Raw genomic sequence first — 14,009 nt, 5'->3', positions numbered from 1 at the left:
GGACCTCCCTTCGACAGGCTCAGGGACCCCCTTCGACGGGCTCAGGGACCTCCCTTCGACAGGCTCAGGGACCCCGGCCCGGCGCTCTCCCGGCCGCGTGTGACAGGCTCGGAGGATGCACGACGGCGACCTCATCGAACTCGACATCACCGGCATCGCCCATGGTGGTGTCTTCGTCGGACGGCACGAGGGGCGCGTCGTCTTCGTGGCGGACACGCTGCCGGGCGAGCGCATCCGCGCCCGCCTCACCGACACGCGCAAGAAGTCGTTCTGGCGCGCCGACGCCGTGGAGGTGCTCGACGCCGCTCCCGAGCGCCGGCCGCACGTGTGGAGCGCCGCGGGTATCGGAGTCGACCCGTCCAACCGGGTGGGCGGCGCGGAGTTCGGCCACATCGAGCTCGCCCACCAGCGGGCCCTCAAGCAGCGCGTCATCCGCGAGGCCGTCGAGCGCGTCGGCAAGCTCGAGCTGCCGGTCGACGTCCGCGCCGCGGGAGACGCCGAGCACCCGGAGTCGGCCGACGGCACGGGCTGGCGCACGCGCGTGAGCCTGCACGTCGACGAGGCGGGCCGCGTCGGCGCCTACGCCGCCCGGTCTCACCACGTGGTGGAGACCCCCGATCTCCCCTTGGCGACGGATGCCGTGGCCCGCGCGGCCGCCGAAGTCCGGCACGCGGCGGCTCCGGGGCGTATCGACCTCGTCCAGCCGTCCGACGGTCGCGTGCGGGTCCTGCCGCGTCCCGAGGGCACGCGGGCGCACCCGGCACCGGAGGTCGTCGAGGAGCGCGTGGGCGACCGGGTCTTCCGCGTCGACGCGGGCGGCTTCTGGCAGGTGCACCGCCTCGCGGCGCACACCCTCACCTCCCTCGTCGCGGCGGAACTGGCCGAACGGGTCGGCGATCTCGATCCGGATGCCACCCACCTCGACCTCTACGGGGGTGTGGGCCTGTTCGCGGCGACCCTGGCCGAGGCGGGCGGCCCCGCCACCCGCGTGATCAGCGTCGAGTCGGACGCCCGGGCCACCGAGCACGCCGGCGAGAACCTCGCGGAGTGGATCGGCGCCCGCGCCGAGACCGCGCGGGTCGACCGCTTCGTCACCGCGCTCGCCGCCGACGCCTCCGCACGCGAGCGCGAGCGCCTGTCGCGCGGAGTCGTGTTGCTCGACCCCCCGCGCGCCGGGGCCGGACGAATCGCCGTCGAGGGGATCGCGGCCCTGTCGCCGGCCGCCGTCGTCTACGTCGCCTGCGATCCGGTGGCCCTGGCCCGCGACCTCGCGATCTTCGGCGAGCACGGGTACCGGACCGACGGCATCCGGGGCGTCGACCTGTTCCCGAACTCGCACCATGTCGAGGCCGTGACGGTGCTGCGCCGCTGACGCGCCCGCCGCGGGAGCGCTTCTGCGCGGCGAGGGTCCGCGCCGATACGATGTGGGGATGACGCGCGTCGCCCTCATCGATGACCACGAGTCGGTCCGGCTCGGGCTGGAGGCCGCCCTCGCGCGCACCGAAGCGACCGAGGTGGTCTTCTCGGGCGCCAACGTCGCCGCGTACCTCGACTGGCGCCGCGCCACCGTCACCACTCCGGCCGACGTCGTGGTGCTCGATCTCACGCTCGGCGACGGCACCACGGTGTCGGAGAACGTCGACCGCGTCGTACGCGACGGCTCGAGCGTCATCATCCACAGCGTCGCCGACCGCGCCGCCGCGGTACGCGAAGCGCTCGCCGCCGGCGCCGCCGGCATCGTCAGCAAGTCCTCTCCCACCCACGAGGTGCTCGGCGCCATCCGCACTGTCGCCCGTGGCGAGCTGCTCGACAACGTCGAGTGGGCCAGCGCCGTCGAGGGCGACCGCGCCTTCGCCGATGCGCAACTGTCGACGCGCGAGCGCGAGGTGCTGCGGCTGTACGCCGCGGGCCTTCCGCTCAAGGCGGTCGCCGACCGGCTGGGCGTGGCCTACTCGACGGCCAAAGAGAACATCACCCGCGTCCGTGTGAAATACGTCGAGGTGGGGCGCCCGGCCCCCACCAAAGTCGACCTCCTGCGTCGGGCCATGGAAGACGGCATCCTGCATGACGCGCCCGATGACGCTCCCACCCATGGCTGAAACCGATCGATCCGTGCTCGACGACGCGTGGGGGCGCATCCCCCACACCCGAGAGGGGCAGGCGGAGCAGGGATCGTTCACGCAGACGCGCATCGAACGCGTCATCACGCTCATCGTCGGTCCGGGTTCGCTCGTGCTCGGCGCTCAGGCCTTCGCCGCGGCCTTCGGCCCGGGAGACGAGGCCGAGGGGTGGCACGTGCCCCTGGTGCTGGCGGTGTTCCTGCCGCTGCTCGCCATGATCGTCGCGTGCACGATCGGGCGTTTCGCGCGCGTGTTCTCGGGCATCTTCGCCGTGGTCTTCGTGCTCGCCCTCGCCCTGTGGCCGATCGCGACGGCGGGTGGACCGCCGCCCGCGCCCACCGAGAATCCCTGGATCTTCTACCTCATCAACGTCGCGACGGTGGCCACGGTGGTGGCCTTCCCGATCTCGCTGCAGATCACCTGGACGGTGGCGGCCCCTCTGCTGTTCGGCGTGGTGCGTCTCGTGCAGGCGGGCGGGCGCAGCGAGTTCATCCTGCCGATCGCGCTCGATGTGACCTTCGCCCTCATCCTCGGCAGCGTGCTGCTGACGCTGGGGTGGATGTACCGCTCGATCGCCGCCAACGTGGACCAGGCACGCGCCTCCGCGGTGTCGAGCTACGCGTCGGCGGCGGCCACGGCTGCCACCGAGCACGAGCGCGTGGCGGTCGCCGCCCTCATGCACGACAGCGTGCTGGGTGCACTGCTGGCTGCGGAGCGCGCTTCGACCCCCCGCGAACGCACGCTCGCGGTGAGCATGGCGCGCGAGGCGCTGACCCGCCTCGCCAACGCCGAGAAGGACCCCCTCGAGGGCAGCGACGAGCCCGTCGCCGCGCTGCGGTTGGCCGACGACATCGAGGCGGCCGCCCGCGAGCTGGGCGTCGAGCTGACCGTCGCCCGCGCCGTCGAGGAGGGCACCCCGCGCGTGCCCGGCCGCGTCGCCCGCGCCCTGGTGCTGGCCGCGCTGCAGGCCGTCGCGAACGCCGTGCAGCACGCCGACGCGCAGGGGCTCACCGTGCTGTTGACCGGCTCCACGACCCCGGGCGGAGTGGCGGTGCGCGTTCGCGACACCGGACCCGGATTCGACGTCGCGGCGATCCCGGCCGATCGTCTCGGCATCCGCGGCTCGATCGACGCCCGCCTCGCCGCGGTCGGTGGACGCAGCGAGATCGACTCCCACGCCGGGGGCACCACCGTCACCCTCGAGTGGGAGAGCGGTGACCGCTGGTGACCGTCCGCTCCATCCTCTCCGTCATCGGGCTCGCGTTCACGGCCTACCTCGCCGCTCGCGGCCTCATCTGGACCTCGCCCGACACCGTGGTGCGCGGATGGCTCCTGGTGGGCGCCCTGTTCCTCTACCTGCCGGTGACCTGGCTGTGGATCTTCGCGATCGGTGCGCGCGACCCGCGCGCCGACGACTCGTCGAACACTCCCGCGCGGCTTCCCGGGTGGGGCGTCGCCCTCGCCCTCATCGTGGCGGTCCTCGTCTCGAACGCGCCGTTCCTCGCCGTCACGGCCGAAGGACGCGCCCAGCCGTTCGTCACCTGGGTGATCGGGGGGATCGGCGCGCTCATGACCATCGTCATGGTGCGTCGCCGCCCCGTGGTCGCGTGGACCGGCATGGCGATCCTCGCGGTGTCGACCTCGCTCTGGCTCGGTCCTCTCGAGGCCCTGAGCCTCGGGCTCGTGGGGTCGATCGTCTGGGTGTCGGCGGCGCAGCTGGTCATGATCGCCCTCGACCGGGCGGCGCGCGACGCCGAGCATCTCGCCGAGCTGCAGCAGGCGGCATCCGCGTGGCAAGCCTCGCAGAGCGGCCGCCAGCGCGAGCGCCGCATCCACGTGCAGCGGGCGCTGCAGGCGGCGGGGCCGATCCTCGCGCGCACGATCGAGAACGGCGGCAACCTCCGTTCCGCCGACAAGGAAGCCGCGCGTCGCGCCGAGGCGAGCCTGCGCGACGAGCTGCGCGGCAATCGCCTCCTCGACGACGTCGTGCGCTCGGAGATCGACGCCGCGCGGCGCCGCGGAGCGATCGTCAACCTCTTCGACGAGGGCGGGCTCGAGGGGATCCCCTCGGTCGATCTCGATGCGATCCGCGCCGAGTTGGCCGGGGTGCTGCGCGAGGCGGTGTCCGACCGCGTCATCATCCGCACCTCGCCGCACCACGAGATCGCCGTCACGGTGGTCGGACGCTCCAACGCCGACCAGGCCGGCGGCGACGACGACCACGTCGACCTCTGGCACGAGATCCGCCGCCCGCGCTGACCCCGCACCGACGGCGAGGCACGAGCGCCGACTCCGTCAGCGGACGTTTCCGGATGCCGAGGTGCCCGCGCCCGCGCGACGGGGGTCTCCGGCAGCGCGCCCAGCCCACGGAGCAGACCCGGGGGGAGGCCGTCGACGCAGCGGGGGAGAGGATGGGGTGAGGGGCGGCGATGCGCCGACCCCTCACCCGGGCGAACGGTTACCCGAAAACCGTCCGCACGGCCGAATCCGGCTCGAAGGAGCGGTCCGGCCGAACGCGTGATGCGTTCCAGCTTCTCCAGTATTCGCGACGGTCAACGCGGCGTCTGTAGGTATTTCGGGGGACACTTCCCGTCCGAGCGGTCAGCCCGTGAAACCGTGCCACCCCGCGGCGCGGTTCAGCGGTGCACGCAGACCGCGCGCCGAGAGCTCCCACCGCGAGCGGGGCGCGTCGTCGGGCGCCGTGGCATCCGCCACCTCGCGCAGGTACGCCTCGCTGACCACGACGATCGCCGCGGCCAGCTCCTCTTCGGTCGGGGTTCCGCGCACGACCTCCGCCACGGCGGGCGGCAGGTCGGCGGCGGATGCGGCGTCGGTCACAGCGGGATGTTCCCGTGCTTCTTGGCGGGCAGGCTCGCGCGCTTGTTGCGCAGCGCCCGCAGGGCCTTGGCGATCGAGACGCGCGTCTGCGCCGGCTCGATGATCCCGTCGAGCTCACCGCGCTCGGCCGCCAGGAACGGCGACGCCACGTTGTAGGTGTACTCGTTGGCCAGGCGCGTGCGCACGGCGGCGACGTCTTCGCCGGCCTCTTCGGCGCGCTTGATCTCGCCGCGGTAGAGGATGTTGACCGCGCCCTGTCCGCCCATGACGGCGATCTCGGCGGTGGGCCACGCGAGGTTGATGTCGGCGCCCAGCTGCTTGGAGCCCATGACGATGTAGGCGCCGCCGTAGGCCTTGCGCAGGATCACGGTCACCAGCGGCACGGTGGCCTCGGCGTAGGCGTACAGCAGCTTCGCGCCGCGGCGGATGACGCCGGTCCACTCCTGGTCGGTGCCGGGGAGGTAGCCGGGAACGTCGACGAGGGTGACGATCGGCACCGAGAACGCGTCGCAGAAGCGCACGAAGCGGCTGGCCTTCTCGCCCGCGTCGATGTTGAGGGTTCCGGCCATCTGCGAGGGCTGGTTGGCGATGATGCCGACCGTGCGGCCCTCGATGCGGCCGAAGCCGATCACGATGTTGGGCGCGAACAGCGGCTGCACCTCCAGAAATTCTCCGGTCCCTGAGCCTGTCGAAGGGTCCACGATGCCGTCGATCACGGTGTGGATGTCGTACGGCTGGTTCGGCGAGTCGGGGATGACGGTGTTCAGCGAGCGATCGGCATCCGTCGTCTCGAACTCGAACGGCGTCTCGTAGACCGGGATCTCGGCGAGGTTGTTGTCGGGCAGATAGCCGATGAGGCCGCGCGCGTAGTCGATCGCGTCGTCTTCATCGTCGGCGAGGTAGTGCGCCACGCCCGAGCGGGTGTTGTGGGTGTGGGCTCCGCCGAGCTCCTCCATGCCGACGTCCTCGCCGGTGACGGTCTTGATGACGTCGGGGCCGGTGACGAACATCTGGCTGGTCTTGTCGACCATGATGACGAAGTCGGTGAGGGCGGGGGAGTACACCGCTCCACCGGCGGCGGGTCCCATGATGATGGAGATCTGGGGGATGACTCCGGATGCCGCGGTGTTCAGGCGGAAGATCTCGCCGTACTTGCCGAGGGCGACGACGCCCTCCTGGATGCGGGCTCCGCCGGAGTCGAGGATGCCGATGATCGGGATGCCGCTGCGCAGCGCCAGCTCCATCACCTTGATGATCTTGTCGCCGGCGACCTCGCCGAGCGAGCCGCCGAAGGTCGAGAAGTCCTGCGCGTACACCGCGACGGTGCGGCCGTGGATGGTGCCGGTGCCGGTGACGACCGAGTCGCCGTAGGGGCGCGACTTGTCCATGCCGAACGCGGTGGTGCGGTGGCGCACGTACTCGTCGAGCTCGACGAAGGAGCCGGGATCGACCAGCATCTCGAGCCGCTCGCGGGCGGTGAGCTTGCCCTTCGCGTGCTGCTTGTCGCGGGCGGCGGCTTCGGCGTCGACGACCGCCTCCTGGAACCTGCTGCGCAGGTCGGCGATCTTGCCGGCGGTGGTGAAGAGATCGGGCTGGTCGGTCACGCTTTCCACCCTAGCGACAGCGTCGGCGCGCACGTTGGAGGGTGCGCACAAGCGAACCGGCGAGGCGCTGTGGCATCCGGCCATCGCGACACGAAGAGGCCGATGCCGTCGGCGCAACCGGATGCCGCGCACCGGGCCGGTTGCCTAGGGTGTGGTCATGCCGATCCCCGCAGCCGGATACCCGCTCGCCGCCGCCCATAGCCCCCGCCTCCAGGTCGTCGAGACCACCGACTCCACGAACGCCGACGTCGTCGCCGCCGTCGCCGCCGACCCCGAGGGGTGGCCGCACCTGTCGCTGCTCGTCACCGACGACCAGCGCGCCGGCCGCGGCCGCCTCGACCGGTCGTGGACGGCCCCCGCCGGAACGGCGCTCGCCGTGTCGGTGGTCGTCGACGCGACGATGGTCCCGCCCGCATTGCGAGGCTGGATCCCCCTGGCGGCGGGAGCTGCGATGACGCGCGCGATCGGCCACCAGCTGACCGGCCACGGCGGCACCGCCGAGCTGAAGTGGCCGAACGACGTGCTCGTGGACGGCGGCAAGATCTGCGGCATCCTCGCCGAGGTCGTGCCCGGCGACCCCGACATGGTCGTGGTGGGCGCGGGAGTGAACACGCGCATGACCCGCGCCGATCTGCCCGTGACCACGGCGACCTCGTTCGCCGCGATCGGTGCCGAGTGCGACGACGACCAGCTCCTCGCCGACTACCTCGACGACCTGTCGAAGACGCTCGCGCGCCTGACCCACGACGACATCGACCGCGTCAACCGCGAGATCGAGAAGCTGTGCGTCACGGTGGAGCGCGAGGTCGCGGTGGCGATGCCCGACGGGACGACCCTGGCCGGCACCGCGGTGCGCATCGATCCCGACGGACGCCTGGTCGTGGCATCCGGAACCATCGAGACCATCGTCTCGGCCGGCGACGTCGTGCACGTGCGCTGACGCCTTCGATCGATCGGGAACCATCCGCGCCCCTGCGGACATCCCCGGGTATGAACGATCCCGACCTCCTCCTGTGGCCGCGTGCGCGGGACGGCGATCGCGCCGCCTTCCGGGCGCTATTCGACCGGCACGAGCAACGCCTGTTCCGCCACGCGGTGCGGCTGCTGAGCGTGCGCGAGGACGCGAAGGACGCCGTGGCGATCGCGTTCCTCGAACTGTGGCGCAAGCGGCGCACCGTGCGACTCGTCGACGGTTCGCCCCTGCCCTGGCTGTTGAACACCGTGACGAACACGGTGCGCAACCTCGAGCGGTCGGGTCGCCGCCACCGCCTCGCGCTCAGCCGGATCTATCACGATCCGCGTCACGCGGAGATCGCTGCGCGCGACGAGTCGGGCATCCTCGGCGTGCTGGCGACCATGCCGGTGCGCGATCAGCAGGTGCTCGTGCTCTCGGTGATGCAGGGCTACACCGAGGCCGAGATCGCCGCGGCGCTCGGCGTCGCGCCGGGCACCGTCAAATCCCGCCTCTCGCGGGCGAAGGCGCGCCTGCGCGTCGCCGCGGACGGCCTCCACCCCCTCTCCGCCGAAGGAGCAGTGCGATGACGAACGACGACCACCTCACCCCTCGCGAGCGCGCGTCGCTCTCGGACGCCATCGACGCCGGCATCGACAACCTCGAGCACCGCCGGCGTCGCCGCACCCTCGCCCTCACGGGCGGCGCGGCGGCCGTGCTGGTCGCGGCCGTCGTGGGCACGTCGGTCTTCGCGAGCGGAGCGCTCTCCGGGGGCACGGTGGCGGCGACGCCCACCGTCGTCGCCAGCCCGACGCCGACGCCGACTTCCGCTCCGACGACTCCTGCGTCCACGCCACCGGCCACCACGCCACCGGCCACCACCGTCCCGCCGACCGCGACCGCCGACCCCGCCGATCCCGCGCAGTGGCGGGTCACCGACGAGGGCATCGGACCGGTGAAGCTGGGCGAGGGCATCCTCGACGCGGTGGCGGGCTTCCCCGACGCCGCGACGTGCCGACCCGACGGAGACCCCGCCTGGATCGCCGAGAACGGCTCGCTGTGGCTCGTGCGCGATTACGAGGGCGATCCCGACACCGTCGGCGTCGTCTCGTGGGACCGCTACGACAACGACGCCCCCGACTTCACGGTGGGGCCGCGCACCGATCGCGGCATCGGCATCGGGGCGACCGAAGCCGAGGTGCGCGCGGCCTACCCCGACGCGCAGTACACCGTCACCGACGAGGGCCGGCTCATCGCCCGGGACGGACTGGTGACGATGCGCACCCGCGACGGAGTGGTGGTGCAGCTGGCGGTCTCGCGAACGCTGCCCGGTGAGTACTGCGGGTGAGGTCCGCGTGGCATCGGGATCGCACAGGCTCGACCACGCACAATGAGAGCGTGACCCAGCCGTCGAGCTCGATCGGACGCCCGCGTACGCCGGCGCCGGGGGTCGCCGCGCCTGAACTGCGCATCGCGCGCCTGCGCTCGCACGCGCGGCGCCTGTCGCTCTCGGCCCTCGTGCTGATCGGCGTCGCGGGGGCCACCGCCTACTTCTACGACAACCTGCCCGAACCCTATGAGAACTGGATGCTGCTGACCGCGGCGGGTGCTCTCGTGCTGCTGCTCGTGGTGGTGCCCTACCTCGTCTGGCTCTCGCACACGTGGACCATCACCACGCGGCGGGTGATCGAGCGTTCGGGACTGTTCGGAACGAGCCAGCGCGAGATCTCGCACGTGCGCGGCTACGCGATCCAGATGCGGCGCGGCATCCTCCAGCGCCTGTGGGGAGCCGGCACCCTCAGCCTGTCGAACGGCGTCGAACCGCCGCTCCGGATGAAGAACGTGCCGAACGCCGTGCTCGTGCACGAGACGCTCGTCGACCAGGTCGAGGTGAACCAGATCCTCGCGCACCGCGACTCGCAGACCTTCGGTTCGGGCTCGATCGACACCTGAGGCGCGCCGGGGCGTCGCGGTCTGCGGGTTGCGGTCCCTTCGACAGGCTCAGGGACCTGGGTGGCGCCGGGGCGTCGCGGTCTGCGGGTTGCGGTCCCTTCGACAGGCTCAGGGACCTGGGTGGCGCCGGGGCGTCGCGGTCTGCGGGTTGCGGTCCCTTCGACAGGCTCAGGGACCTGGGCTGGGCTCAGGGACCTGAGGGCGCCGGGGCCGGGTCGCATCGCCGCGCGCGGCCAGTCAGAATGGGAACCGACGGAAGGAGCGGCATGGCGCTGCGAGTCGGAGTGGTCGGTGGTGGACAGCTGGCGCGGATGATGATCGCGCCCGCCGTCGAGCTGGGTGTCGAGATCCGCGTGCTCGCGGAGACCGAGGGCATGTCGGCGGCGCTGGCCGCGACGGCCGTCGGCGACTACCGCGACGCCGAGACGGTGCTCGCCTTCGCCCGTGACGTCGACGTCATCACCTTCGACCACGAGCATGTGCCGCAGGACGTGCTCGCCGCGCTCGTCGCCGCCGGCGTCGCCGTGCACCCCGGTCCGGCGCCGCTGGGCGTCGCGCAGGACAAGCTCGTCATGCGCGCCAAGATGGCCGAGCTCGGCCTGCCCCAACCCGACTGGGCCGCCGTGTCCTCGGCATCCGATCTGCAGGACTTCCTCGACGCCCACGGCGGTCGTGCCGTCGTGAAGACCCCGCGCGGCGGGTACGACGGCAAGGGCGTCCGCGTCGTCTCGGCCGCGACCGAGGCCGACGACTGGTTCGCCGCTCTCGCCGAAGACGCAGGCGGCGGCTCGCTCCTGGTCGAAGAACTCGTCGACTTCACACGCGAGCTCGCGCAGCAGGTCGCGCGTCGCCCGTCCGGCGAGGTGCGCGCGTACCCCGTGGTCGAGACCGTGCAGCGCGGGGGCGTGTGCGCCGAGGTCGTCGCTCCGGCGCCCCGAGCGGACGCCCGCGTGCAGCGCGTGGCGGCCGAGATCGGCGTCGCGGTCGCCGAGGGGCTGGGGGTGACGGGCATGCTCGCCGTCGAGCTGTTCGAGACCACTGACGAGCGCATCCTCATCAACGAACTGGCCATGCGGCCGCACAACAGCGGTCACTGGACCCAGGACGGCGCCGTCACGAGCCAATTCGAGCAGCACCTGCGTGCGGTGCTCGACCTCCCCCTGGGGGCGACGGATGCCGTGGCCCCGTGGATCGTCATGATCAACGTGCTGGGCGGCCCGGCCGAGGGCACCCTCGACGAGCGGTTCGCCGGTGCCATGGCCGCGCACCCCTCCGCCAAGATCCACACCTACGGCAAGGACCCGCGCCCGGGCCGCAAGGTCGGCCACGTCAACGTCGTCGGCGACGACCTCGACGACGTCGTCTACGAGGGTCGAGCGGCGGCCGCGTTCTTCGACTGAGCGCGCCGCTCCGCGATCTTTCAGCGGGCGCGCCTAGCCTGGACCGGTGACCCGGCCGCTGCATTCCTCCGAGACGCCCGTGGTCGGCGTCGTCATGGGCTCCGACTCCGATTGGCGCGTCATGGACGCCGCCAGTCAGGTGCTGACCGAGTTCGGCATCCCCCACGAGGTCGAGGTCGTCTCGGCCCACCGCACTCCTGACAAACTCGTGCGCTACGGCCGCGAGGCCCGGGGCCGCGGACTGCGCGCGATCATCGCCGGGGCCGGGGGAGCGGCGCACCTGCCCGGCATGCTGGCCTCGGTCACCTCGGTGCCCGTGATCGGCGTGCCCGTACAGCTGGCCACCCTCGACGGTCTCGACTCGCTGCTGAGCATCGTGCAGATGCCCGCGGGGATCCCGGTCGCCACCGTCTCGATCAACGGGGCGAAGAACGCCGGTCTGCTGGCGGCGCGGATCCTCGGCAGTGCCGACGCCGACATCGCGGACCGCGTCGAGGCTTACGCCCGCGACCTCGAACAGCAGGTGGAGGAGAAGAACCGCCGCCTGAAGGACTCCCTGTGACCCTCGCGGCTCCGCGCCCGCGCGCGCAGGAGCGACTCGTCGACGCACAGCCGCTGCGACACCCCGACGCCACCTCGACCGAGGTCATGACGCGCCGCGGATGGTGGCTCGTCGTGCTGAACTTCGTTCTCCCCGGGTCGGCGCAGGTGGTGGCCGGCAATCGCCGACTCGGCCGATTCGGGCTCGCTGCCACGCTGCTGATGTGGACCGTGCTCGTGCTGACCGGCCTGTTCGCGCTGCTGTCGCCGAGCGTGCTGTTCGCCCTCGCGACCGGGTCGTTCATCCCCGATTTCCTGTCGTGGTTCCGTCCGCTTCCGCTGACGATCGTGCAGATCGTGCTCCTCGCGTACGCGGCCCTGTGGGTCGTTCTCACCATCGACACCCTGCGGCTCGTGCGGCTCGTGCGGGTCGGGCCGATCGCGCGCATCGCCATGACGATCGTCTCGGTCGGTCTGCTCGTGCTGTCGGGCTCGGGCGCCGCCTGGGCCGCGCAGGCGGCCGGCACCACGAGAGACGCGTTCTCCCAGCTGTTCGCACAGTCGGCGGCGGTGGTCCCGCCCTCCGACGGGTACTACAACATCCTGCTGCTCGGCGCGGACTCGGGCGAGGGCCGCGACTCCATGCGCTTCGACAGCATCTCGGTCGTCTCCATCAACGCCGACACCGGGGCGACGACGATCACCGGCATCCCGCGCGACATGCCGCACTTCCCCTTCGCGCCGGGGCCGATGCAGGACGAGTACCCGAACGGGCACACCGGTTACGCCAACGCGACGTGCGGGTGGGGCAGCGGCATCAACCAGCTGCGCACCGAGGTCGAGATCTGCCAGGACGGCAACAAGCTGTACCCCGGCACGAAGGAGCGGGGCAGCGAGCCGGGCATCGAGGCGACGAAGGATGCGGCCGAGGGGATCCTCGGCATCCAGATTCCTTATTACGTCCTGATCGACATGAAGAGCTTCGCCGACGTCATCGACGCGCTCGGCGGGGTCGACATCAACGTGCAGGAGCGCCTGCCCAAGGGGGGACCCGCCTACGACGGCCAGCCCGTCGACGACTGGGCGTTCGGCTGGATCGAACCCGGCCAGCAGCACATGGACGGCGATACGGCCCAGTGGTACGCCCGTTCGCGTTACACCACGAGCGACTTCGACCGCATGCGCCGTCAGCGCGAGCTGCAGGAGGCGGTCCTCTCGCAGTTCACCCCGCAGAACGTGCTGACGCACTTCCAAGAGGTCGCGAACAGCACCACCAGCCTCGTCGAGACCGACCTGCCGCAGGGCCTCATCGCCCCCACGCTCGTCAACCTCGCGCTCAAGGCGAAGGACCAGCCGGTCGGCACGCTCGAGCTCACCCCCGCGGGCGGTGTCGACGAGTTCGACCCCGACTACGCCCAGGTGCAGCAGATGGTGCACGACAAGCTGCACCCCCCGACCGAAACGGAGAGCCCCGCGCCGTGACCGTCACCCTCCGCGTCGTCCTCGATCAACTCGTCGCTCCGACCTCGCGCGATCTCGCCGAGGCGTCCGCGTCGCTGACCGAGGCGCTCGTCGCCACCGCCCCACGCGGCTGCGACGTCGCCGCGATCACGCCCGCACCGGGTCTCGGCGACGACCAGCCCATCGCCGGGCTCAGCTCCGAGACCCGTCTGGCCGTGCGTCGACGCGAGCTCGCGGCGTCGTGGCAGCTCGGGGTGGCGCCGGGGATCGGCAAAGGACTCATCCACTCGCCCACGGCCCTCGCCCCGCTCGTGCGCCACGACCGCGTCAACGAGACGCACCAGATCGTCGTGACCCTCTGGGAGCTGCGCGCGTGGGAGACCCCCGACGAGCTTCCGAAGTCCGAGGTCCTCGCCGCGCGCGCCCTGCTCTCGCGGATCGGTAAGCACGCCGACGCCGTGATCGTCCCGACGCACGCGATGGCCGAGCGCCTCACCGAGATGGCCAAGCCGAAGCTCGCGAAGAAGGTGCGCGTGCTGGGGGGAGCCCCCGCCGCCGGCCTGCGCGTGCCGACCGACGCCGTGGGGCGCTTGCGCCACCTCGATCTGCCGTCGTCGTTCATCGCCGCGGCCGGGGCCACCGCGGCATCCGACGATCTCTCCTCCGTCTTCGCCGCGATCGCCGAGGCGGGCGCCGACCTCGACGTCGTGGTCCTCGACGTGCCCGAGGGCGAGGAGGCCGCGGTGAGCGATCTCGCCGTCGCCGCCGGACTCACGGCAGCGCGCGTGCATGCGCGGGGCTCGCTCGACGTTCTCGACCGCGCCGCGGTGCTCTCGCACGCGAAAGCCTTCGTCACCGCGAGCTCCCGCACCGACTGGCCGTGGCGGGCCGTCGACGCCCTCGCGCTGGGCGTGCCCATCGTCGCGCTCGACACCCCCGTGCATCGGGAAGTGCTGGCGGATGCCGCGGCCTTCGCCACCTCCGACGCACTCGGCCCCGCCCTCGCGCGCGCCCTGGGCGACGACGCCGACCGGCTGCGCGTGCTCGCGGGCGACCGTGCGAAGGGCTTCGCCTGGCCGGCGTTGGCCGAGCGCGTATGGGCCCTGCACGCCGAGCTCTGAGTCACGGCATCCGGATCAGT

General features: G+C 72.1%; 14 protein-coding genes. 12 read left to right on the top strand and 2 right to left on the bottom strand.

Features of this window, described 5'->3' with window-relative positions; genetic code table 11:
- Window positions 1-115 precede the first annotated feature (115 nt).
- From RWH43_RS01645 to RWH43_RS01630, 4 genes are read left to right on the top strand one after another with little or no spacing between them, the layout of a single operon-like run.
- Window positions 116-1,372 carry a class I SAM-dependent RNA methyltransferase gene (locus RWH43_RS01645; protein WP_316000493.1) on the top strand — a complete coding sequence of 419 codons (1,257 nt, stop codon included), beginning with the start codon at window positions 116-118 and terminating at the stop codon, window positions 1,370-1,372.
- A gap of 58 nt (window positions 1,373-1,430) precedes the next feature.
- Complete coding sequence (locus RWH43_RS01640) at window positions 1,431-2,099, top strand: response regulator transcription factor (RefSeq protein ID WP_144828952.1); 669 nt, start codon at window positions 1,431-1,433, stop codon at window positions 2,097-2,099.
- The gene (locus tag RWH43_RS01635) at window positions 2,092-3,348 is read left to right on the top strand and encodes an ATP-binding protein (RefSeq protein ID WP_230704299.1); all 1,257 of its coding nucleotides are present in this window, start codon (window positions 2,092-2,094) and stop codon (window positions 3,346-3,348) included. The genes RWH43_RS01640 and RWH43_RS01635 overlap by 8 nt, the downstream gene beginning before the upstream one ends.
- The gene (locus tag RWH43_RS01630) at window positions 3,345-4,379 is read left to right on the top strand and encodes a hypothetical protein (RefSeq protein ID WP_154096047.1); all 1,035 of its coding nucleotides are present in this window, start codon (window positions 3,345-3,347) and stop codon (window positions 4,377-4,379) included. Before RWH43_RS01635 ends, RWH43_RS01630 begins: the two co-directional genes overlap by 4 nt.
- 342 nt (window positions 4,380-4,721) lie before the next feature.
- Here RWH43_RS01630 and RWH43_RS01625 read toward each other — a convergent pair whose 3' ends face one another.
- Window positions 4,722-4,958, bottom strand: a complete 237-nt coding sequence (locus RWH43_RS01625) for an acyl-CoA carboxylase epsilon subunit (protein WP_144828946.1) — start codon at window positions 4,956-4,958, stop codon at window positions 4,722-4,724.
- The gene (locus RWH43_RS01620) at window positions 4,955-6,562 is read right to left on the bottom strand and encodes an acyl-CoA carboxylase subunit beta (RefSeq protein ID WP_396652401.1); all 1,608 of its coding nucleotides are present in this window, start codon (window positions 6,560-6,562) and stop codon (window positions 4,955-4,957) included. Before RWH43_RS01620 ends, RWH43_RS01625 begins: the two co-directional genes overlap by 4 nt.
- A 157-nt stretch (window positions 6,563-6,719) precedes the next feature.
- On the opposite strand from RWH43_RS01620, the gene RWH43_RS01615 reads away from it, so the two are divergent.
- The 8 genes from RWH43_RS01615 to RWH43_RS01580 all read left to right on the top strand — a co-directional run bounded on the left by RWH43_RS01615 (window position 6,720) and on the right by RWH43_RS01580 (window position 13,989).
- Window positions 6,720-7,502: a biotin--[acetyl-CoA-carboxylase] ligase gene (locus RWH43_RS01615; protein ID WP_316000492.1), complete on the top strand. Its 783-nt coding sequence runs from the start codon at window positions 6,720-6,722 to the stop codon at window positions 7,500-7,502.
- Window positions 7,503-7,552: 50 nt separating this feature from the next.
- Window positions 7,553-8,104, top strand: a complete 552-nt coding sequence (locus RWH43_RS01610; protein WP_316000491.1) for an RNA polymerase sigma factor — start codon at window positions 7,553-7,555, stop codon at window positions 8,102-8,104.
- Complete coding sequence (locus RWH43_RS01605; RefSeq protein ID WP_316000490.1) at window positions 8,101-8,862, top strand: hypothetical protein; 762 nt, start codon at window positions 8,101-8,103, stop codon at window positions 8,860-8,862. Before RWH43_RS01610 ends, RWH43_RS01605 begins: the two co-directional genes overlap by 4 nt.
- A gap of 50 nt (window positions 8,863-8,912) precedes the next feature.
- Window positions 8,913-9,467 (top strand): PH domain-containing protein, encoded by a 555-nt coding sequence (locus RWH43_RS01600; protein ID WP_144828930.1) that lies wholly within the window; start codon window positions 8,913-8,915, stop codon window positions 9,465-9,467.
- Between the two features lie 266 nt (window positions 9,468-9,733).
- Window positions 9,734-10,867, top strand: a complete 1,134-nt coding sequence (locus tag RWH43_RS01595; protein WP_316000489.1) for a 5-(carboxyamino)imidazole ribonucleotide synthase — start codon at window positions 9,734-9,736, stop codon at window positions 10,865-10,867.
- 94 nt (window positions 10,868-10,961) lie between these two features.
- Window positions 10,962-11,429, top strand: a complete 468-nt coding sequence (purE, locus tag RWH43_RS01590) for a 5-(carboxyamino)imidazole ribonucleotide mutase (protein WP_144831809.1) — start codon at window positions 10,962-10,964, stop codon at window positions 11,427-11,429.
- On the top strand, window positions 11,426-12,889 hold the full coding sequence (locus tag RWH43_RS01585) for an LCP family protein (protein WP_316000488.1): 1,464 nt from the start codon (window positions 11,426-11,428) through the stop codon (window positions 12,887-12,889). Before purE ends, RWH43_RS01585 begins: the two co-directional genes overlap by 4 nt.
- Entirely contained in the window at window positions 12,886-13,989 is a 1,104-nt protein-coding gene (locus RWH43_RS01580; protein ID WP_154096042.1) for a glycosyltransferase, read from the top strand. The genes RWH43_RS01585 and RWH43_RS01580 overlap by 4 nt, the downstream gene beginning before the upstream one ends.
- Window positions 13,990-14,009 lie beyond the last annotated feature (20 nt).

The sequence above is a fragment of the Microbacterium algihabitans genome, assembly GCF_032464975.1.
Taxonomy (GTDB): domain Bacteria; phylum Actinomycetota; class Actinomycetes; order Actinomycetales; family Microbacteriaceae; genus Microbacterium; species Microbacterium algihabitans.
This window is presented reverse-complemented; position numbering and strand designations above follow the sequence as displayed.